Source organism: Pseudomonas sp. RA_35y_Pfl2_P32 (assembly GCF_963970735.1).
Taxonomy (GTDB): domain Bacteria; phylum Pseudomonadota; class Gammaproteobacteria; order Pseudomonadales; family Pseudomonadaceae; genus Aquipseudomonas.
Window position 1 is genome coordinate 42,423 of the sequence record NZ_CAXAQF010000002.1, and the last position, 21,387, is coordinate 63,809.

General features: G+C 60.1%; 17 protein-coding genes and 1 tRNA gene. 13 read left to right on the top strand and 5 right to left on the bottom strand.

All coding sequences use genetic code 11. The annotated features are described in order from the left end of the window. Nucleotides 1-37 precede the first annotated feature (37 nt). The 3 genes from AACY45_RS02275 to AACY45_RS02285 all read left to right on the top strand — a co-directional run bounded on the left by AACY45_RS02275 (nt 38) and on the right by AACY45_RS02285 (nt 4,161). On the top strand, nt 38-1,309 hold the full coding sequence (locus AACY45_RS02275) for a YeaH/YhbH family protein (protein ID WP_339543954.1): 1,272 nt from the start codon (nt 38-40) through the stop codon (nt 1,307-1,309). After that, nucleotides 1,306-2,868 carry a SpoVR family protein gene (locus tag AACY45_RS02280; RefSeq protein ID WP_339543955.1) on the top strand — a complete coding sequence of 521 codons (1,563 nt, stop codon included), beginning with the start codon at nt 1,306-1,308 and terminating at the stop codon, nt 2,866-2,868. Before AACY45_RS02275 ends, AACY45_RS02280 begins: the two co-directional genes overlap by 4 nt. 63 nt (nt 2,869-2,931) lie before the next feature. Further along, nucleotides 2,932-4,161, top strand: a complete 1,230-nt coding sequence (locus tag AACY45_RS02285) for a multifunctional CCA addition/repair protein (RefSeq protein ID WP_339543956.1) — start codon at nt 2,932-2,934, stop codon at nt 4,159-4,161. An 82-nt stretch (nt 4,162-4,243) separates the two neighbouring features. Here the strand turns inward: AACY45_RS02285 and folK are convergent, their stop codons facing one another. Together folK and folB are read right to left on the bottom strand one after the other, a co-directional pair. Further along, the gene (gene folK / locus AACY45_RS02290; protein ID WP_339543957.1) at nt 4,244-4,762 is read right to left on the bottom strand and encodes a 2-amino-4-hydroxy-6-hydroxymethyldihydropteridine diphosphokinase; all 519 of its coding nucleotides are present in this window, start codon (nt 4,760-4,762) and stop codon (nt 4,244-4,246) included. Then, nucleotides 4,753-5,106, bottom strand: a complete 354-nt coding sequence (folB, locus tag AACY45_RS02295) for a dihydroneopterin aldolase (protein WP_339543958.1) — start codon at nt 5,104-5,106, stop codon at nt 4,753-4,755. Before folB ends, folK begins: the two co-directional genes overlap by 10 nt. 74 nt (nt 5,107-5,180) lie before the next feature. Here folB and plsY point away from each other — a divergent pair, with 74 nt between their 5' ends. Further along, nucleotides 5,181-5,750, top strand: coding sequence for a glycerol-3-phosphate 1-O-acyltransferase PlsY (gene plsY, locus AACY45_RS02300; protein WP_339543960.1), 570 nt, complete (start codon nt 5,181-5,183; stop codon nt 5,748-5,750). A 35-nt stretch (nt 5,751-5,785) separates the two neighbouring features. Here plsY and tsaD read toward each other — a convergent pair whose 3' ends face one another. Next, nucleotides 5,786-6,811 (bottom strand): tRNA (adenosine(37)-N6)-threonylcarbamoyltransferase complex transferase subunit TsaD, encoded by a 1,026-nt coding sequence (tsaD, locus tag AACY45_RS02305; RefSeq protein WP_339543961.1) that lies wholly within the window; start codon nt 6,809-6,811, stop codon nt 5,786-5,788. A gap of 199 nt (nt 6,812-7,010) precedes the next feature. Here tsaD and rpsU point away from each other — a divergent pair, with 199 nt between their 5' ends. The 5 genes from rpsU (at nt 7,011) to AACY45_RS02330 (ending at nt 15,546) form a co-directional block, all read left to right on the top strand. Next, the gene (gene rpsU / locus AACY45_RS02310; RefSeq protein WP_002551877.1) at nt 7,011-7,226 is read left to right on the top strand and encodes a 30S ribosomal protein S21; all 216 of its coding nucleotides are present in this window, start codon (nt 7,011-7,013) and stop codon (nt 7,224-7,226) included. A gap of 488 nt (nt 7,227-7,714) precedes the next feature. Then, complete coding sequence (gene dnaG / locus AACY45_RS02315; RefSeq protein WP_339543962.1) at nt 7,715-9,673, top strand: DNA primase; 1,959 nt, start codon at nt 7,715-7,717, stop codon at nt 9,671-9,673. A gap of 67 nt (nt 9,674-9,740) precedes the next feature. Then, nucleotides 9,741-11,588, top strand: coding sequence for an RNA polymerase sigma factor RpoD (rpoD, locus tag AACY45_RS02320; RefSeq protein WP_339543963.1), 1,848 nt, complete (start codon nt 9,741-9,743; stop codon nt 11,586-11,588). Between the two features lie 122 nt (nt 11,589-11,710). Beyond that, nucleotides 11,711-15,454, top strand: a complete 3,744-nt coding sequence (locus AACY45_RS02325) for an EAL domain-containing protein (RefSeq protein WP_339543964.1) — start codon at nt 11,711-11,713, stop codon at nt 15,452-15,454. Between the two features lie 15 nt (nt 15,455-15,469). Then, a tRNA-Ile gene (locus AACY45_RS02330) sits at nt 15,470-15,546 on the top strand. Between the two features lie 69 nt (nt 15,547-15,615). On the opposite strand, the gene AACY45_RS02335 is transcribed toward AACY45_RS02330, so the two are convergent. Next, nucleotides 15,616-16,812, bottom strand: a complete 1,197-nt coding sequence (locus tag AACY45_RS02335; RefSeq protein ID WP_339543965.1) for a type II toxin-antitoxin system HipA family toxin — start codon at nt 16,810-16,812, stop codon at nt 15,616-15,618. Further along, the gene (locus tag AACY45_RS02340) at nt 16,812-17,063 is read right to left on the bottom strand and encodes a helix-turn-helix transcriptional regulator (RefSeq protein WP_339543966.1); all 252 of its coding nucleotides are present in this window, start codon (nt 17,061-17,063) and stop codon (nt 16,812-16,814) included. Before AACY45_RS02340 ends, AACY45_RS02335 begins: the two co-directional genes overlap by 1 nt. Nucleotides 17,064-17,407: 344 nt before the next feature. On the opposite strand from AACY45_RS02340, the gene AACY45_RS02345 reads away from it, so the two are divergent. From AACY45_RS02345 to AACY45_RS02360, 4 genes are all read left to right on the top strand, one after another. Then, nucleotides 17,408-18,202 carry a lipopolysaccharide biosynthesis protein gene (locus AACY45_RS02345; RefSeq protein WP_339543967.1) on the top strand — a complete coding sequence of 265 codons (795 nt, stop codon included), beginning with the start codon at nt 17,408-17,410 and terminating at the stop codon, nt 18,200-18,202. Between the two features lie 85 nt (nt 18,203-18,287). Continuing rightward, complete coding sequence (locus AACY45_RS02350; RefSeq protein ID WP_339543968.1) at nt 18,288-18,749, top strand: Lrp/AsnC family transcriptional regulator; 462 nt, start codon at nt 18,288-18,290, stop codon at nt 18,747-18,749. 140 nt (nt 18,750-18,889) lie between these two features. Beyond that, on the top strand, nt 18,890-20,572 hold the full coding sequence (locus tag AACY45_RS02355; RefSeq protein WP_339543969.1) for a flavin monoamine oxidase family protein: 1,683 nt from the start codon (nt 18,890-18,892) through the stop codon (nt 20,570-20,572). Between the two features lie 12 nt (nt 20,573-20,584). Next, entirely contained in the window at nt 20,585-21,379 is a 795-nt protein-coding gene (locus tag AACY45_RS02360; RefSeq protein ID WP_339543970.1) for a carbon-nitrogen hydrolase family protein, read from the top strand. Nucleotides 21,380-21,387 lie beyond the last annotated feature (8 nt).

The following is a 21,387-nucleotide window of genomic DNA, read 5'->3' on the forward strand; positions in this document are numbered from 1 at the left end:
CGCTCGCCCCTTTCAGGACAGCTTCTAAGGAGCAGTCATGAGCTATGTGATCGACCGACGTCTCAATGGCAAGAACAAGAGCACGGTAAACCGTCAGCGGTTTCTGCGGCGTTATCGTGACCACATCAAAAAGGCCGTCGAAGAGGCGGTCAGTCGGCGCTCCATCACCGATATGGAACACGGCGAACAAATCAGCATTCCCGGTCGCGATATCGACGAACCGGTGCTTCATCACGGTCGTGGTGGCAAACAGACCGTGGTGCATCCTGGCAACAAGGAATTCACCAGCGGCGAGCATATTGCCCGTCCGCCAGGGGGTGGGGGTGGCAAAGGCCCGGGCAAGGCCGGCAACTCTGGCGAAGGCATGGATGAGTTCGTCTTCCAGATTACCCAGGAAGAATTCCTCGAATTCATGTTCGAGGACCTGGAACTGCCCAACCTGGTCAAGCGCAACCTGACTGGCACTGACACCTTCAAGACCGTGCGCGCCGGCATCAGCAACGAAGGCAATCCATCACGGATCAACATCATCCGCACCCTGCGCTCAGCCCATGCCAGGCGTATCGCCCTGTCCGGCAGCAGCCGGGCCAAACTGCGCGACGCCAAGGAAGAGCTGGCGCGACTCAAGCTGGAAGAACCGGATAACTTCGGCGATATCCAGGAAATTGAAACGGAAATCGAGCGCTTGAGCGCACGCATTCACCGCGTGCCGTTCCTGGACACCTTCGACCTCAAGTACAACCTGCTGATCAAGCAACCCAACCCCAGCTCCAAGGCGGTGATGTTTTGCCTGATGGACGTTTCCGGCTCCATGACCCAGGCGACCAAGGACATCGCCAAACGTTTCTTCATCCTGTTGTATCTGTTCCTGAAACGTAACTACGACAAGATCGACGTCGTCTTCATCCGCCACCACACCAGTGCCCGGGAAGTGGACGAGGAAGAGTTTTTCTACTCCCGCGAAACCGGCGGCACCATCGTTTCCAGCGCCTTGAAACTGATGCAGGAGATCATGGCCGAGCGTTATCCAAGCAACGACTGGAACATCTACGCTGCCCAGGCCTCCGACGGCGACAACTGGAACGATGACTCGCCGATCTGCCGCGACATCCTGATCAACCAGATCATGCCCTTCGTGCAGTACTACACTTACGTGGAGATTACCCCGCGCGAACACCAGGCCCTGTGGTACGAATACGAGCGTATCGCCGAAGCCTTTTCCGACACGTTTGCCCAGCAGCAGCTGGTTTCGGCCGGGGATATCTATCCGGTCTTCCGTGAACTCTTCCAGCGCAGGTTAGTGACATGACCGCCAAAGAGCAGAAGCGCCAACCCATCTCCACCGGCTCCGAATGGACATTCGAGCTGATCCAAGCCTACGACCGCGAAATCAGCCGTATTGCGGCCCGTTATGCGCTGGACACCTACCCCAACCAGATCGAGGTGATCACCGCCGAGCAAATGATGGATGCGTACGCCTCCGTCGGCATGCCCCTGGGCTACCACCACTGGTCCTACGGCAAACACTTTCTCAGCACCGAAAAATCCTACAGCCGCGGCCAAATGGGGCTGGCCTACGAAATCGTGATCAACTCGGATCCCTGCATCGCTTACCTGATGGAGGAAAACACCATCTGCATGCAGGCATTGGTGGTAGCCCACGCCTGCTACGGCCACAACAGCTTTTTCAAGGGCAACTACCTGTTTCGTACCTGGACCGATGCCAGCTCGATCATCGATTACCTGGTGTTTGCCAAGCAGTACATCATGCAATGCGAGGAGCGCCATGGCATCGATGCCGTCGAAGACCTGCTGGACTCCTGCCACGCCCTGATGAACTACGGCGTCGACCGCTACAAACGCCCGTATCCGATCTCGGCGGAGGAAGAACGGCGCCGCCAGAAAGACCGCGAAGAACACCTGCAAAAGCAGATCAACGACCTGTGGCGCACCATTCCCAAGGGCGCCGACAAGTACAACGAGAAAGACAACGCGCGCTTCCCCTCCGAACCCCAGGAGAACATCCTGTATTTCATCGAGAAGCACGCGCCGCTGCTGGAACCCTGGCAGCGGGAGATCGTGCGCATCGTGCGCAAGATCGCCCAGTACTTCTACCCGCAACGCCAGACCCAGGTGATGAACGAAGGTTGGGCCACGTTCTGGCACTACACCCTGATGAACGACCTGTATGACGAAGGCCTGGTCACCGACGGTTTCATGATGGAGTTCCTGACCTCCCACACCAGCGTGGTTTACCAGCCGGGGTTCGACAGCCCGTACTACAGCGGGATCAACCCCTACACCCTGGGTTTTGCCATGTACCGCGATATCCGGCGCATGTGCGAAGAGCCCACCGAGGAGGATTACCGCTGGTTCCCGGAGATCGCCGGGACCGACTGGCTGTCGAGCATCAAGTTCGCCATGAGCAGCTTCAAGGATGAGAGTTTTATCCTGCAGTACCTGTCACCCAAGGTGATCCGCGACCTGAAGCTGTTCAGCATCCTCGATGACGATCAGAAGGACGACCTGCTGGTACCCGCCATTCATGACGAGGACGGTTATCGGACCATCCGGGAAACCCTGGCCGCCCAGTACAACCTGGGCAACCGTGAACCCAACGTGCAGATCTACAGCATCGATCGCCGTGGCGACCGTTCGCTGACGCTGCGCCATCAACAACACGACCGCAAACCCCTGGGAGAGTCGACCGAGGAAGTACTCAAGCACCTGCACCGTTTGTGGGGCTTCGATATTCACCTGGAAACCCTGCAAGGCGACCAGGTCATGAAAACCCAACACGTCCCCCCCAGATCGGAGCACAGCGAAGGCGATTACGGCCGGCTCGACCTGGCCGTCATTCATCTTTGAAACCAACCTGGCCTCCGTTGGCTCGATGCAAGGGTTATCCTGTCGAGCTAACGGAGGTTTTTTATGCAGATTTATAAAGTCGGCGGCGCAGTGCGGGATCGCCTGCTCGGCATACCTGTTACCGATATCGACCGGGTCGTGGTGGGGGCCAGCACCGAAGAGATGCTCGCCAAGGGCTTTCGCCCGGTAGGTGCTGACTTCCCGGTATTCCTGCACCCCAGGACGGGGGAGGAGTACGCCCTCGCCCGCACCGAACGCAAGAGCGGGCGCGGGTACGGCGGGTTCACTTTTCACGCCAGCCCCGAAGTGACCCTGGAAGAGGACCTGATTCGCCGGGACCTGACGATCAATGCCATGGCCGAAGACGATCACGGCCACTTGACCGACCCCTACCAGGGTCAACGCGATCTCCAGGCCCGCGTACTACGTCACGTTTCCCCCGCGTTCGCCGAAGATCCTCTGCGAGTCCTGCGAGTTGCCCGCTTTGCCGCGCGTTATGCCGGACTCGGTTTCACCGTAGCCCCAGAGACCCTGGAGCTAATGCGCCAACTGAGCGAATCCGGCGAACTGCAGGCATTGACCGCTGAGCGCAGCTGGAAAGAAATCTCCCGCGCCCTGATGGAAGAGCAACCCCAGGTGTTTATCCAGGTGCTTCGCGATTGTGGCGCACTGAAGGTTTTGCTGCCGGAGATTGACGCATTGTTCGGTGTGCCCCAGCCCGAAATCCACCACCCGGAAATCGACAGCGGCGTGCATACCTTGAGCGTCCTGCTCCAGGCCGCCCATCACAAACAACCGTTGACCGTGCGCTGGGCCTGCTTGCTGCACGATCTGGGCAAAGGCCTGACCCCGCAAGAGGAGTGGCCCCGGCACATCGCCCATGAACACAAGGGCCTCAAGCTGATCAAAGCCGTCAATGCCCGCTTCAAGGCTCCGCGTGACTGCCAGGAGCTGGCATTGCTGGTGGGCGAGTACCACACCCATGGCCACCGTGCACTGGAACTCAAGCCCTCGACCTTGCTCGAGTTGCTGCACAGCTTTGACGTCTATCGGCGTCCGCAGCGCTTCGAAGAGTTCATCGTCGCCTGCGAGATGGACGCACGTGGCCGCAAGGGCCTGGAGCAAAGAAGTTACCCACAGGCGGACTACTTGCGTGGCGCAGCGACCGCCGCTCGCAACGTGGCGGTGCAGCCATTACTGGAGCAGGGATTCAAGGGCCCGGAACTGGGCGAAGCGCTCAAGCGCGAACGGCTCAAGGCATTAAAAGTCTACAAAGAAGCAGCATCGGCCTGAAAAGCATCGCGGGCAAGCCCGCTCCCACAACGGGCGACTTCACACCTGTGGGAGCGGGCTCGCCCGCGATGGGGTCACCCGATCAGAGCAAGTTCAAAGGCGTCAGCGGCTCACCGCGCCACTCGAATGCCACCGGCGCCAACACCTGATCAATCTGCGCCTCAGCCCACAGCGTCGCGAAGCTTTTGCCCGCGCCGGGATGCACCCGATCAGGCGCAATCAGCGACAGCGGCCACAACACAAAGGCATTTTTCAGAATCTCCGCCCGCGGCAGGATCAAGCCGTCAAAGTTGCCCACCAGATCGCCGTACAACAATACGTCGATATCCAGTGGTAAACCCTTGCGATCCGGCGCGTAACGACCGTTATCGGCCTCGATGAATTTCAAGCGTCGATCCAGCTCGATCAACGGCAGATCGGTAAACGCCGACACCACAAAGTTGAAAAACGGCCCGCTCTTGATCCCCACCGGCTGGCTTTCGAACACCGCCGAGCAGCGCATATTCACCAGAAACCCGCTAAGCGCTTCCAGCCCCGCCAGCAAATGGGTTTCGCGCTCGGCATTGCTGCCCAGTCCAAGAAATACCTGAGTTAGCGACATCCGCGCTCGATCTCCACGCCCACGCCGCTAGCCGCCGGAACGGCCCCAGGCTTGGTCAGTTTGAGACGCATCCAGGTGATCTTGAATTCGCTCATCAACTCTTCGGCCAGGCGCTCGGCAAAAGTCTCCACCAACTGGAACTGGGCGTGTTCGGCAAACGCCTGGATGCGCGCCGAAACGCTGGCGTAATCGAGCGCCAGGGTCAGGTCATCGCCAGCTGCTGCCGGACGATTGTCCCAGGCAAAGCTCAGATCAAGACGCAGGCACTGACGGATGCCGCGCTCCCAGTCGTAGGCACCGATTACCGTGTCGACTTCCAGGCCCTCGATAAACACTCTGTCCAAGCACTTTTCTCCGCAGCACGACAAGGGCGCATTGCGCCGTTAGAATCAGGGCGTCCTCGCCCGGAATAGTTAGCATGTTTTGGTCACTGGCGATCTTCGCCTACCTGCTTGGCTCGCTGTCCTTCGCCATTTTGCTCAGCCGCCTGACCGGTAACCCCGATCCGCGAATGAGTGGCTCGGGTAATGCCGGCGCCACCAACATGTTACGCCTGGCGGGAAAAAAACTCGCGGTCCTGACGTTGTTGGGCGACCTGTGCAAAGGCCTGCTGCCCGTTCTGCTGGCGGCCCTCGCCGGCCTGTCGATTCAACAACAAGCCTGGGTCGGCATCTGCGCCGTCATCGGCCATCTGTTCCCGCTGTACTTCCGTTTTCGCGGCGGTAAAGGCGTGGCGACCGCCGCCGGCATGCTGCTGGGGCTCTACCCCCCCGCGGCACTCCTGGCCATCGGCGGCTGGCTGCTGACCTTCTACCTGACCCGCACCAGCTCGCTGGCGGCGCTGATTGCCACCCCCCTGACACTGCCATTGCTGGCCTGGCAGGAACCGGCAGCGCTACTGCCGATGAGCGTCCTGACGATCCTGATCGTCTGGCGCCACCGCGGCAATCTACGCGACCTGTTTGCCGGGCGCGAACGGCATTTTTGACCCCGTCCCATGAGCCACGCTCACGCCTTTCGGCTCTACAGCGCTGACAACTGCTCCATCGGCCAACGTGCCTGCACCGTGATCGCCAGGCTTTCGTGTTGCCCGGCCTGCAGTCGCTGACAACCGGCAAAAGCGATCATCGCGCCGTTATCGGTACAGAATTCCGGACGTGCGTAGTAAACGTCGCCCTTCATGTCACCGAGCATTTTCTCCAGCGAAACCCGCAAAGCCTTGTTCGCGCTCACGCCGCCGGCGATCACCAGGCGCTTGAGACCCGCCTGTTTCAAGGCGCGCTTGCACTTGACGGTCAAAGTCTCCACCACCGCCTGCTGGAAGGCCAGCGCAATGTCGCTACGAGTCTGCTCGCTGTCGTCCCCAGCGCTGACACACTGCTGCCAGGTGTTCAGGGCAAAGGTTTTCAGACCACTGAAGCTGAACGCCAGGCCCGGCCGGTCGCACATCGGTCGCGGGAAAGTGAATCGTCCCGGCACACCCTGCTCGGCCAGGCGAGCGATTTCCGGTCCGCCGGGGTAATTGAGCCCCATCATCTTCGCCGTCTTGTCGAACGCTTCACCCGCGGCATCGTCGAGGGTCTCGCCCAACAGCTCGTATTGACCGATTGCATCGACCCGAACCAGCTGCGTGTGTCCACCGGAGACCAACAAAGCGACGAACGGGAATTCGGGTGGTTGCGGCTCCAGCATCGGCGCCAGCAAATGCCCTTCCATGTGGTGCACACCCAGCGCCGGAATGCCCCAGGCAAACGCCAGCGCCTGGGCGCAGGAAGCGCCCACCAGCAAGGCACCGACCAGGCCAGGACCCGCGGTGTAGGCGATCGCATCGATCTCGGTCGGAACGCAATCGGCCTCGGCCAAGACCTGACGGATCAAGGGCAGCATGCGCTTGACGTGATCCCGTGAAGCCAGCTCCGGCACCACGCCACCATAGGCGCGGTGCAGGTCGATCTGGCTGAACAGTGCATCGGCCAGCAGGCCTTTCTCACTGTCGTAAAGTGCGACACCGGTTTCGTCGCAGGAGGTTTCTAATCCCAGTACTAGCATGGGTTTGCGCCTTGTTTAGGCTAAATTCGAAGGCGCGCATAATAGTCTCCATGGGATGCCCCGACCAGCGGTTTTCGATCAGAGGCTTTGCATTCCGAGCGATGAGGGGTTAACATCCGCAACCCTTAAAAACCGACGTCTTCAAGTGCTCTTTTGCCGCGAGGATGTTGACCCCGGTAATGAATGAAGGTAGCTCTGGATGCCAGCCGTCAAAGTAAAAGAGAACGAACCCTTCGACGTAGCTCTGCGTCGTTTCAAGCGCTCCTGCGAAAAAGCCGGTGTACTGGCTGAAGTTCGTAGCCGCGAATTTTACGAGAAGCCAACTTCTGAGCGTAAGCGTAAAGCAGCAGCCGCTGTTAAGCGTCACGCCAAGAAAGTTCAGCGCGAACAGCGCCGCGCCGTTCGTCTGTACTAATACACCGACGATCGTAGCAAGCTTCTGCCAAGCCCGGCCCTCAGCCGGGCTTATGGCATTTGCGGATATCGCTTGATGCTTCACTGTCAAAGCCGCAGACGCGACCGCGACAAACTGCTTCACACGTCAGACCTGGCTCTTTTGCCAGCAGTGCACGTCTCTTCTGACGAGCCTTCCAAGGCTACTGACGAGCACACCCTACTGATTCCTCTCAACGACGATCAGCCCAAGGTGCCTTCTTGCGCGCCTGCTTTTGAGCTATCCGAGGCCTGTCACCGGGCACTGCGGGACTCAGCGCAATACTTTTCAACAGTCGAACCCTGATTGGGACTAACCTCAGTGGATTTTCGGCGGATGCACTCCCCTACCGCGAATACGCAGACGATATTTGGTCGAGCCGCACATTTGCCGCGCCTCAAAATCATGACCGATATCCGCTCGCCCCTCGCGTGGGCCAGATACTCACAAGCAGTGATGACGAGAACGCCATGGCCGGGCTGATTCCCCAGAGCTTTATTGACGACCTTCTGAACCGCACCGACATCGTCGATGTGGTCAGCTCGCGGCTGCAATTGAAAAAAGCCGGCAAGAACTACACTGCCTGCTGCCCGTTCCACAAAGAAAAAACCCCCTCCTTCAGCGTCAGCCCGGACAAACAGTTCTACTACTGCTTTGGCTGCGGCGCGGGAGGCAATGCCCTCGGCTTCCTCATGGACCACGACAACCTGGACTTCCCCCAGGCCGTCGAGGACCTGGCCAAAGCCGCCGGCATGGAAATTCCCCGCGAGGAAAGTGGTCGCCCGCACAAACCCCGGCAACCCACCGACTCGCCGCTGTACCCACTCTTGAGCGCCGCCGCCGACTTTTACCGCCAGGCCCTGAAAAGCCATCCGGCGCGCAAGGCCGCGGTCGACTACCTCAAGGGCCGCGGCCTGACCGGTGAGATCGCCCGGGATTTCGGCCTGGGTTTTGCGCCTCCTGGCTGGGACAACCTGTTCAAGCACTTGAGCAGCGACGCCCTGCAACAGAAAGCCATGATCGATGCCGGACTGCTGATCGAGAACGCCGAGAGCGGCAAGCGCTACGACCGCTTTCGCGATCGGGTGATGTTCCCGATCCGCGACAGCCGTGGGCGCATCATCGCCTTCGGTGGTCGAGTCCTGGGCGACGACAAGCCGAAATACCTCAACTCACCGGAAACCCCGGTCTTTCATAAAGGGCAGGAGCTCTACGGCCTGTATGAAGCGCGGAAAAACAACCGCAACCTCGACGAGATCATCGTCGTCGAGGGCTACATGGACGTCATCGCCCTGGCCCAGCAAGGCTTGCGCAACGCCGTCGCCACCCTCGGCACCGCCACCAGCGAAGAGCACCTAAAGCGCCTGTTTCGAGTGGTGCCCAGCGTGCTGTTCTGCTTCGACGGCGACCAGGCCGGCCGCAATGCCGCGTGGCGAGCCCTGGAGTCGACGCTGTCGAGCCTGCAGGACGGACGCCGCGCGCGCTTTCTGTTCCTGCCCGAAGGCGAAGACCCGGACACCCTGGTCCGCTCGGAAGGCACCGACGCCTTTCGCGCCCGCATCAACCAACATGCGCAGCCCCTGGCCGACTATTTCTTCCAGCAACTGATCGAAGAATCCGACCCGCGCTCGCTCGAAGGCAAGGCCCACATGGCCACCCTCGCTGCGCCGCTGATCGACAAGGTCCCCGGGGCCAACCTGCGCACCCTCATGCGCCAGCGCCTGAGCGAGATCACCGGCCTCAACAGCGAAGCCGTCAGCCAGTTGGTGCAAAGCGCACCACAGGAAGCGCCGCCGGCCTACGACCCAGGCATTGATTACGACGCCATGCCGGATTATTCCGACTACCATCAACCGCAGGAAACCTACGCACCCCAGCAGGAATGGACGCCGAAAAAGCCTGGCGGCGGCAAGAAATGGGAAGACAAACCCTGGGACAAAAAAGGCAAGCGTGGCGGCGATCGCGATCAGCCACGTGCCCCGCGCGTCCCGGCCGCCGTCGAACCTCCAACACTGGCCGCTTTGCGCACACTACTGCACCACCCGCAATTGGCGGAAAAAGTCGAGGACGCCGGGCACTTCGCGGCCGAGGACCACTCCAACACGCAATTGCTGGTGGCACTGCTCGAAGCGGTACAGAAGAATCCCAAGCTAAACTCATTTCAGCTGATTGCACGCTGGCACGGGACCGAACAAGGTCGCCTGCTCAAGGCATTGGCCGAAAAGGAATGGTTGATTGAGGGCGACAACCTTGAACAACAGTTTTTCGACACCATAACTAGCTTGTCAGCCCGCCAACGCGAGCGAAACCTGGAACAACTGCTCAGGAAAGCACGTCAAAGTGAACTGAGTAGCGATGAGAAAAACCAACTGCGCGACCTTCTAAGTCGCAATGTTTCCGCATCAAGCCCGACCTCAACTGGCGCGTGAGGTCATAGCTCAGGTATAATCCTCGGCTTGTTTTTTGCCCGCCAAGACCTTCAGTGGATAGGGTGTTATGTCCGGAAAAGCGCAACAGCAGTCTCGTATCAAAGAGTTGATCACACTCGGTCGTGAGCAGGGTTACCTGACTTACGCGGAGGTCAACGACCACCTGCCGGAGGATATTTCAGATCCGGAACAGGTGGAAGACATCATCCGCATGATCAACGACATGGGGATCAACGTATTCGAGGTTGCGCCAGATAAGGATTCCCTTATGCTGGCCGACGCCGATACTGACGAAGCCGCGGCCGAAGAGGCAGCAGCAGCGTTGGCAGCGGTTGAGACCGACATTGGTCGCACTACCGACCCAGTGCGCATGTACATGCGTGAAATGGGTACCGTAGAGCTCCTCACACGTGAAGGCGAAATCGAAATCGCCAAGCGTATTGAAGAGGGCATCCGTGAAGTGATGGGCGCCATTGCGCACTTCCCTGGCACGGTTGATCACATTCTCTCCGAATACACTCGCGTCACCACCGAAGGTGGTCGCCTGTCTGACGTCCTGAGCGGTTACATCGACCCGGACGACGGCATTGCGCCTCCAGCTGCCGAAGTACCGCCGCCTGTCGACCCGAAAGCCGCTCCCGCTGCCGACGATGCCGAAGACGACGACGCTGAAGCCAGTGACGACGAAGAAGAAGCCGAAAGCGGTCCGGATCCGGTCATCGCTGCCCAGCGTTTTGGCGCTGTGGCCGACCAGATGGAAATTACCCGCAAGGCCCTGAAAAAGCACGGTCGCGATCACAAGCAAGCGATTGCAGAAATGGTCGCGCTGGCCGAGCTGTTCATGCCGATCAAGCTGGTGCCGAAGCAATTCGAAGGCCTGGTCGAGCGTGTTCGCAGTGCCCTGGATCGTCTGCGTCAGCAAGAGCGCGCGATCATGCAACTGTGTGTACGTGATGCACGTATGCTGCGTACCGACTTCCTGCGCCAGTTCCCGGGCAACGAAGTAGACGAAAGCTGGACCGAAGCACTGGCCAAAGGCAAAAGCAAATACGCTGAAGCCATCGGTCGCCTGCAACCGGACATCATTCGTTGCCAGCAGAAGCTGACCGCACTGCAAACCGAAACCGGTTTGACGATCGCCGAGATCAAGGACATCAACCGTCGCATGTCGATCGGTGAGGCCAAGGCCCGCCGCGCGAAGAAAGAGATGGTCGAAGCGAACTTGCGTCTGGTGATCTCCATCGCCAAGAAGTACACCAACCGTGGCCTGCAATTCCTCGACTTGATCCAGGAAGGCAACATCGGCTTGATGAAAGCGGTGGACAAGTTCGAATACCGTCGTGGCTACAAATTCTCGACTTATGCCACCTGGTGGATCCGTCAGGCGATCACTCGCTCGATCGCCGACCAGGCCCGCACCATCCGTATTCCGGTGCACATGATCGAGACGATCAACAAGCTCAACCGTATTTCCCGGCAGATGCTGCAGGAAATGGGTCGCGAACCGACCCCGGAAGAGCTGGGCGAACGCATGGAAATGCCTGAGGACAAGATCCGCAAGGTATTGAAGATCGCTAAAGAGCCGATCTCCATGGAAACCCCGATCGGTGATGACGAAGACTCCCATCTGGGTGACTTCATCGAAGACTCGACCATGCAGTCGCCAATCGATGTCGCTACCGTTGAGAGCCTTAAAGAAGCGACTCGCGAAGTACTCTCCGGCCTCACTGCCCGTGAAGCCAAGGTCCTGCGCATGCGTTTCGGCATCGACATGAATACCGACCACACCCTCGAGGAAGTTGGTAAGCAGTTCGACGTGACCCGCGAACGGATTCGTCAGATCGAAGCCAAGGCGCTGCGCAAGCTGCGCCACCCGACGAGAAGCGAGCATCTGCGCTCCTTCCTCGACGAGTGATCACAAAACCCCCGGCCCTGCCGGGGGTTTTGCTTTGTGCAGATTAAATCCTCGAGACATCGCTCCCCTCCCCCAGCCCGTCTACACTCGAAACATTCCCTCCGAGCCATAACGAGACCGTTATGCCCAGACTCCCGGCCGTGCTGCTACTGTCGCTGATGACCTGGACCGCAACGGCTGGCGCGCTGACTCTTAATGACGAAGAACGTGCCTGGCTGGCGGCTCATCCAGAGTTACGCCTGGGCGTGGACGCCTCGTGGCCGCCCTTCGAGTTTCGTGACGAGCAAGGCCGCTACCAGGGTCTGGCGGCTGACTACATCAACGTCGTGCGCGATCGCCTGGCCGTCAAGGTCACGCCCGTGGAACCGGTCAGTTGGACCGAGGTGCTGGATCAGGTCAAACACGGCCAGCTCGACCTGCTGCCCGGCATCATGTCCACCCCCGAACGCCAGAACTACCTGGCCTTCACCCGGCCCTACCTGGATTTCCCCATCGTTATCCTGGCCCATGTGGGCGGCGCCCAGCCCCATGACCTTGAAGACCTCTACGGCCTGAAAATCGCCGTGGTGGAAAACTACGCCCCACACGAACTGCTGCGCACCCAGCACCCCGACCTCAACCTGGTGCCCTTGCCCAATGTCAGCTCCGCGCTCCAGGCCCTGGCCACCGACCAGGTGGACGCGGTCGTCGGTGACCTCGCGTCCAGTGTCTGGAGCCTGCGCCAACTCAAGCTCGAAGGGCTCTACGTCAGCGGCGAAACCCCCTATCGCTACCAATTGGCGATGGCCGTACCACGGGACAACAAACTGCTGGTGGGCATCCTCGACAAAGTACTGGCCGATATGAGCCCCGGGGAAATCAGCGCCATCCAGGAACACTGGGTAGGCAACGTCCTCGATCACCGGGGTTTCTGGTCCGATCTGTTGATCTACGGCCTGCCAGGCGTGGGCTTGTTGATTGCCATACTCGCCGCGGTAATCCGCATCAATCGCCGCCTGAGCTCGGAGATTTCCCGGCGAGTCGCCCTGGAGCAGGAACTGCGCAGCAGCGAATACCATTACCGCGGCCTGGTGGAGAGCCTGTCCGCCATCGCCTGGGAAGCGCGCATCAGTGACTTCACCTACAGCTACGTGTCGCCCCACGCCGAGGATCTGCTCGGCTACCCTCTGTCCCACTGGCTGATTCCCGGCTTCTGGCGCAACATCATTCACCCGGCCGACCTGACACGGGCCCAGAGTTTCTGCGACCACGAAGTGCTGGCCGGGCGCGATCACAGCCTCGACTACCGGGTGATCACGGCCGACGGACGCTGCCTGTGGGTACGCGACATCGTCAGCCTGATCGAGCACGGCCACGAACCGATCATGCGCGGCCTGATGATCGACATCAGCGAAGCCAAGCGCACCGAAGAAGCCCTGCGCCTCTCCGAGCAGAAGTTTGCCTCGGTGTTCCAGCAGTGCCCGGACATCCTGGTGATTGCGCGCCTGTCCGACGGCTGCCTGCTGGAGGTCAACGAGGCCTTCGAGGAGCAGATCGGCCTGACGGCCGCACAAGTGGTGGGACAAACCGCCACCGAGCTGAACATCTGGGGCATTGCCGGCGTCGGCCCGGGCCTCTTGCAGCGCTTGCAGGCCGGCAGCATTCGCAACCTGGAGATGCCCTTTCGCCGCAGCAATGGCCAGGTGTTCACCGGCCTGATCTCCGCCGAGCCCTTCGAACTCGATACCACGCCAGCGCTGGTGGTGGTGGTCCGGGACATCAGCCAGCTCAAGGAAACCCAACAGCAACTGCAGACTTCCGAAGAGAAGTTCGCCAAAGCCTTCCACGCCTCGCCTGATGGCTTACTGCTTTCACGGGTCAGCGATGGCCTGCTGATCGAGGTCAACGAAGGTTTCAGCCGCATCACCGGCTTCAACAGCGCCATGTCCCTGGATCGCTCGACCCTCGACCTGGGAATCTGGGTCAACCTCAATGAGCGCCGCAAAATGCTCGACCTGCTCAAGCGCGACGGCTTTGTGCGCGACTTCACCTGCCATATCCGGCGCAACGACGGGCAGATCCGCCTCTGCGAAATGTCCAGCCGACCGCTGCCGATCGGCGACGAAGAATGCATGCTGACCATCGCCCGGGACATCACCGAGCGGCACCTGATGCAGGAAAAACTGCAACAGGCCGCCACCGTGTTCGAAAGCACCGCCGAGGGTGTATTGATCACCGACACCCAACAGCACATCAGCGCCGTCAACCGGGCCTTCAGCGAGATTACCGGCTACAGCGAAACCGAAGCCCTGGGCCACACACCCCGGCTCCTGGCCTCGGGCCTGCACGACAGCGCCTTCTACGCGGCCATGTGGCACCAGTTGACCGCCGAGGGCCATTGGCAGGGCGAGATCTCCAATCGGCGCAAAAATGGCGAGCTATACCCCAGTTGGCTGACCATCAGCGCGGTGCGCAACAAAGACCGCTTCATCACCCACTTCGTCGCGGTGTTTGCCGACATCTCGAGCCTCAAGCACGCCCAGGCCAAGCTCGACTATCAGGCCCACCACGACCCGCTGACCGGCCTGCCGAACCGCACACTGTTCGAAAGCCGCCTGCTGACAGCCCTCAACAGCCAGCATGAACAAGGGGGCCTGGGGGCCGTGCTGTTTCTCGACCTCGACCGCTTCAAACACATCAACGACAGCCTCGGGCATCCAGTCGGCGACCTGCTGCTCAAGGGCATCGCCGTGCGCCTCAAGGAGCAACTGCGCGACATCGACACCGTGGCGCGCCTGGGCGGTGACGAATTCATCATCCTGCTGCCGGGCCTGCAGCAAGCCAGCGATGCCGAACACATCGCCAACAAACTGCTGAACTGCTTCAGTGCGCCGTTCCAGGCCGGCGAGCATGAGTTCTTCATCAGCGCCAGCATCGGCACCAGCCTCTACCCCAAGGACGGCAACGACGTCGCCACCCTGGTCAAGAACGCCGATGCCGCCATGTACCGCTCCAAGGCCAAAGGGCGCAACCGGGTGGAAAGCTATACCCGCGACCTCACCGCCCAGGCCAGCGAACGCATAGCCCTGGAACATGAACTGCGCCGCGCCATCGAGCGCAACGAGTTGTCCCTGTCCTACCAACCCAAAATCAGCCTCAACCATCCACGCCTGGTCGGTGCCGAAGCGCTGATCCGCTGGCGCCACCCAACCTTCGGCGACGTACCGCCCGAGCACTTCATCGCCCTGGCCGAAGAAAACGGCATGATCCTGCAAATCGGCGACTGGGTACTGGAACAGGCCTGCCTGCAGATGCACGAATGGAACAAGCGCTACGAGGGTTTCGGCTCACTCTCGGTCAATCTCGCCGGCGCGCAACTGCGCCAGCCCAATCTCTTGGGGCGCATCGAACAACTGCTCAAGGACAACCGCCTCAATCCCGACCTGCTGCAACTGGAGATCACCGAGAACTTCATCATGAGCCAGGCCGAAGAAGCCCTGGAAGTCCTGCACCAGCTCAAACGCCTGGGGGTGCAACTGGCCATCGACGACTTCGGCACCGGTTATTCCTCCCTCAGCTACCTCAAGCGCCTGCCCCTGGATTACCTGAAAATCGACCAGTCCTTCGTCCGCGGCCTGCCCGACGACCCCCACGACGTGGCCATCGTCCGCGCAATCATCGCCCTTGGCCGCAGCATGCAGTTCACCATCATCGCCGAAGGCGTGGAGACCCAGGCACAACAGCGGTTCCTCGCCGGCGAAGGCTGTGAACAGATCCAGGGCTACATCGTCAGCCTGCCACTGCCCGCCGACGAGTTCGCCGCCACCTTCCTTCGTATCGCAGTTTCGGACTTTTCGGATAGCACAGCCGAGAAACCATCGCTATAATCCGCGACCTACTGAGGGCCTATAGCTCAGTTGGTTAGAGCAGAGGACTCATAATCCTTTGGTCCACGGTTCAAGTCCGTGTGGGCCCACCAAACAAGAAAGCCGCGCATTGCGCGGCTTTTGTGTTTCTGGTCGACATGCGCTGACGCCCTCTAACCACGCTAACCAAAAGAACTCATAAACGGCGCAGCACACTGCCTGATTGCTGCAACCACATCCGGTACCTGCTCACAGAGTTCGGGGAAACGTGCCAGCACCCGCTCCAGTGCGTGCAGCTGTTTGCGAACAATCTCTTCAGGCTCGACGACATCACACACCCGTGCGAAGTCCAGCAATCCCTGCCGTGAGGCGAACAGCGATTTGTTGCCGACAAGATCAAGTGCCAATACATCGTTTGGAAGGTAGGCCGTGGTGTTGACGATATCGTAGGCCGGCGCCAGCCGCGCATCGCGCTGGGTAGGGTCAGAATAGAGCAATCCGAAGTTCTTTAGGTGTGCGTCGCCGTTACCCACTATGCAGCTCAACGTCACAATAGAAAACAGCTGGGCCAATGAGCCCTGTACTTGCTCGGGCGGGCAGTACAGCCGGATAGCCTTGGCGATAGCCGAATAACTCTTACTGTACTTCTGCTCTGCAGCGAGCCCCATCAATGCAGCCATGTCCTCGAAGCCGATCGGGTTGAGCTGCTCATCTCGATCAAAACGCCGCATTACAAACAGCTTGGCGTTATCGGAAAGATAGAACTCAGGCACCGCAATCCCGGTATCCCTGGCGACCGACATGCAGAGGAACTCGTTGATCGCCAGTCCCGGAAACTCGTTTCGCCCGCTCTTGATAATGAGATCGGAAGTTTTCGAAGTGAATCGTTGCGGTGTGCATTCCTGATGTTCTGGTACCCGTACTTTGGGCTGCACACCCGAAATTCCTGCACGCAGAATATAGCGATCGACCAAGCTGGCAAAAATGTCCTCTGCACCATCCCAAGCAAGGATCTCTTCCAGCTTTTCGCCAGGGAACTGCTGACGCAGCAAGAGCGCATCGACTTGCGGCGAACTCACCGCTATCCGCCCGATAGGCGAACTGCTGCCAGACAGCGCCAGTAACAACATGGGATCAACATTTGCCACTTTGGCCAAGCGATTGCGCAACTGCTCCAGGACGTAACCTTCCGGCAGGTTCATCTGGAAGATCGGGTGTAGTTCACGGTGGCGGTATTCATCCAGGCGCACAGGCATCAGCAAACTGATCGCTGCCTGCGCCTTGGCATCTTCGTGGTACCGAAACAAATAGTCCCCACCACTGCCCAGGATCTTCCCGCTATTGCCTTCAGGTGTCGCAACCCGCAGTACGCTGCTCATCAGTCGAACACTCCCTGGATTTCATCAAGCGTCGGCATGGCGGCCGGTACGATGGCGAACTCACCATCCAGAGCCCCCAGGACTCGTGCATAAGCGACCATGCCCACCGACAGGTCACCCTTTTCTATGGCGATGACCTTCTGTCGAGTGATGCCTGCCAGGACCGCGAGGCGGGCTTGGGTTAGTCCGCGATTCAGGCGGCGCTGCCGAAGCTGCTCGCCTAGGCGGGCCGTGATAAGGGAATAATCCATGTTCTGTATACGCGACAAATTAGAATAAATGTAACGTATACCTAACCCTTAAAAAAATCAAAGACTGGCCGATGAGCGCTCGGAGATCAATATCTCTTGGGATACCTTGCCCCCCCGCTCCCCCGCAGCAATCTTTCCAGCCTATTTGCGACCGCTTACCCATTCACACATTTAGGGGTTGGTCACATCACATCGCATTTGCTAGATTCGACCCTTGCCTGCCTGGCGAGCCTGAAGAACTGTGCGTGTCATTCTTTGCTCGAACCAGCGGGTGGATGATCCACAGTCAGGGCCAATAAAAAAAATACCAATACAGTCAATGGCATACCTAGCGGACATCGGACATGGAAGTAGTTCAGGCTCATCCAGCAGTAGACACCAAATTGAGTCATGCGCGTGATTTCGACGAGTGTCGTAACACCGAGAGCGGTGCCGTGTTCATTATTGCCTCGGGCAGTTCGGCCAAGGACTTTCCGATCCAGGAGTTCGCCCACGTCCCGATGATCACCATGAATGGCGCGATCTCGCTGTTCAGCGCCACGGACATCCGGCCGCACTTCTACATTTGCACCGACATGAGCTTTCCCAGCCAGCAGCCCGATTTTTTTGCCCACGCGATGAAAATCAGCCAACGGGTGGCCTTGTGGGCGGAGTATGCGCGCCGGACCAATGTGCGCCCGACCGGAAAACTCTTCACCCTCAAGCGCGCGCCGAAACAGACCTGGCTCGAGTATTTCTTCCGGCGCAACAAGAACCTGGTGCAAAGCCGTGCGTTCCTCGGCCAGCGGGCCAAAAGCATCGGCTTCAGCAAAAACCTCAGCGACGGCTTTTTTGACGCTCGAACGGTGGCCTATCTGGCACTGCAACTGGCCCACCACCTGGGTTTCACCAAGGTGTTCCTGGTGGGCGTCGATCTGAATCAGTCCACGGGGCGTTTTTATGAAACGGACGGCTCGGTGCTCTCCCCTTGCGGACTCGACAAGCACTACCACACGCGGATTCTTCCGTCGCTGAAGTTGATGTCGAGCAAAGTCATGGGCGACGACTTTGCCGTGTATAACCTCTCCAGCAGCCCACGGATTCCCGACAACCTCATTCCGAGGATCGATATCCCGGCCCTCAGAACACTCCTCAAGTGAGACGTTAAAGGGCGCAGTCCCCCAGCGCCGGTATCGATGTGCTGTAACATGCACACCCACCGATCCGTGCTGCTGGAGATGCCCTTTGCCTGACACTCGCGCCCTCATGCTCGATGAAATCGACCGCCAATTGATCGCCGCCCTGCAGCTCAATGCACGCGAAAGCGTGGCGATGCTCGCCCGACAGTTGGGCATTGCGCGCACCACGGTGACGTCGCGGCTGACGCGCCTGGAAAAGGCCAAGGTCATCACCGGTTACGGCGTGCGCCTGGGCCAGCGGGTAGTCGACGGTGGCTTGCAGGCCTACGTCGGTATCACCGTGCAGCCGCGCTCCGGCAAGGAAGTGCTGCGCCGCCTGAGCAGCATGGCCCAGGTCCAGCAACTCTGTGCGGTCAGCGGTGAGTTCGATTATGTCGCCTGGCTGCGCACCGAGTCGCCGGAGCAACTGGACCAATTGCTCGACCAGATCGGCAGCGTCGATGGCGTCGAGAAAACCACCACCTCGATCATCCTCAGCAGCAAGATCGACCGCGGCCAGCCAGTTTGACCATTGAATTCGTCATATCGCAGCACCGCCCTGCAAAACGACGACACTTTGCGTCTTATTAACGTGCACTACGCTCCCTAGAATGGCGACAGTCTTTTCCTATACTCAGCACCTCGTGCGAGTCGCCAGCAAGGTCAGCCATGAACAACAACAATCGCCATCCTGCAGACGGTAAAAAACCGGTCACCATCTTCGGTCCTGACTTCCCCTTCGCCTTTGACGACTGGATCGAACACCCGGCCGGCCTGGGCAGCATCCCGGCGCACAACCACGGTGCGGAAGTGGCGATTGTCGGTGCCGGCATTGCCGGGCTGGTGGCGGCGTATGAGCTGATGAAGCTGGGCTTGAAACCGGTCGTCTACGAAGCCTCGAAAATGGGGGGGCGCCTGCGCTCCCAAGCCTTCGAGGGTGCCGAGGGGATTATCGCGGAGCTGGGCGGCATGCGCTTCCCGGTGTCGTCCACCGCCTTCTATCACTACGTCGACAAGCTGGGTCTTGAGACCAAGCCCTTTCCCAACCCGCTGACCCCCGCCTCCGGCAGCACGGTCATCGACCTGGAAGGCCAGACCCACTACGCGCAGAAACTCGCCGACCTGCCCGCGCTGTTCCAGGAAGTCGCCGACGCCTGGGCCGACGCCCTGGAGGATGGTTCGCGCTTTGGCGAGATCCAGCAAGCGATCCGTGACCGCGACGTGCCACGCCTCAAAGAGCTGTGGAACACCCTGGTACCACTGTGGGACGACCGCACCTTCTACGATTTCGTGGCCACCTCCAAAGCCTTCGCCAAGCTGTCGTTCCACCACCGCGAAGTGTTTGGCCAGGTCGGTTTCGGCACCGGTGGCTGGGACTCGGACTTCCCCAACTCGATGCTGGAAATCTTCCGCGTCGTGATGACCAACTGCGACGATCACCAACACCTGGTGGTCGGCGGTGTGGAGCAGGTGCCACTGGGTATCTGGCGCCATGTGCCGGAACGTTGTGCGCACTGGCCAGCAGGCACCAGCCTCAGCTCGCTGCACAACGGCGCGCCACGCACCGGGGTCAAGCGCATCGCCCGCGCCGCCGATGGGCGCTTCAGCGTCACGGACAACTGGGGTGATACCCGCGAATACGCGGCCGTGCTGACCACCTGCCAAAGCTGGTTGCTGACCACCCAGATCGAGTGCGAAGAATCGCTGTTCTCGCAAAAGATGTGGATGGCCCTGGACCGCACCCGCTACATGCAGTCGTCGAAGACCTTCGTCATGGTCGACCGGCCGTTCTGGAAAGACAAAGACCCGGAAACCGGCCGCGACCTGATGAGCATGACCCTCACCGATCGCCTGACCCGTGGCACCTACCTCTTCGACAACGGTGACGACAAGCCCGGAGTCATTTGCCTGTCGTACTCCTGGATGAGCGACGCGCTGAAAATGCTCCCGCAGCCGATCGAAAAACGGGTGAAACTGGCCCTCGATGCACTGAAGAAGATCTACCCGAAAGTCGACATCGCCGCGCGCATCATCGGTGACCCGATTACCGTGTCCTGGGAAGCCGACCCGCACTTCCTCGGCGCATTCAAAGGCGCCCTGCCCGGTCATTACCGCTATAACCAGCGGATGTACGCGCACTTCATGCAGCAGGAAATGCCGGCCGAGCAGCGCGGGATTTTTATCGCCGGCGATGACGTATCCTGGACGCCGGCCTGGGTCGAAGGTGCGGTACAGACCTCGCTCAATGCGGTCTGGGGCATCATGAATCACTTCGGCGGCACCACCCATGCCGAGAACCCGGGCCCGGGTGATGTGTTCAATGAAATTGGGCCAATCGCTTTGCCCGAGTAAGAGGAATCCGAAATGCGCGTAGCCCTTTACCAATGCCCACCGCTGCCGCTCGACGTTGCCGCCAATCTGCAACGCCTGCAGCAGCTCGCGACAGAAGCCAAGGGCGCCGACCTGCTGGTGGTTCCGGAGATGTTCCTGACCGGCTACAACATCGGCGTCGACGCGGTGAACGTCCTGGCCCAGGTGTACAACGGTGAGGCCGCGCAGCAGATCGCCCAGATCGCCAAAGCCTCGGGGGTCGCCATCCTGTATGGCTACCCCGAGCGTGCCGAGGACGGGCAGATCTACAACGCCGTGCAGTTGATCGACGCCCAGGGCGAGCGCCTGTGCAACTACCGCAAGACCCACCTGTTCGGCGACCTCGACCACTCGATGTTCAGCGCCGGCGAGGACGACTTTCCCCTGGTCGAGCTCAACGGCTGGAAGCTCGGTTTCCTGATCTGCTACGATCTGGAGTTCCCGGAAAACGCCCGACGCCTGGCCTTGGCCGGGGCCGAGCTGATCCTGGTGCCAACGGCCAACATGATCCCCTTCGACTTCATCGCCGACGTCACCGTGCGCGCCCGTGCCTACGAGAACCAGTGCTACGTGGCCTACGCCAACTACTGCGGCAGTGAAGAGCAGATCCACTACTGTGGGCAAAGCAGCATCGCCGCGCCGGATGGCAGCCGTATCGCCCAGGCCGGCCTCGATGAAGCACTGATCGTCGGCACCCTGGATCGCCAATTGATGCTCGACTCGCGCGCCGCCAATCGCTACTTCCTCGATCGTCGGCCCGCCCTCTACGACGCGCTGAACAAGCGCTGACCCAAGGT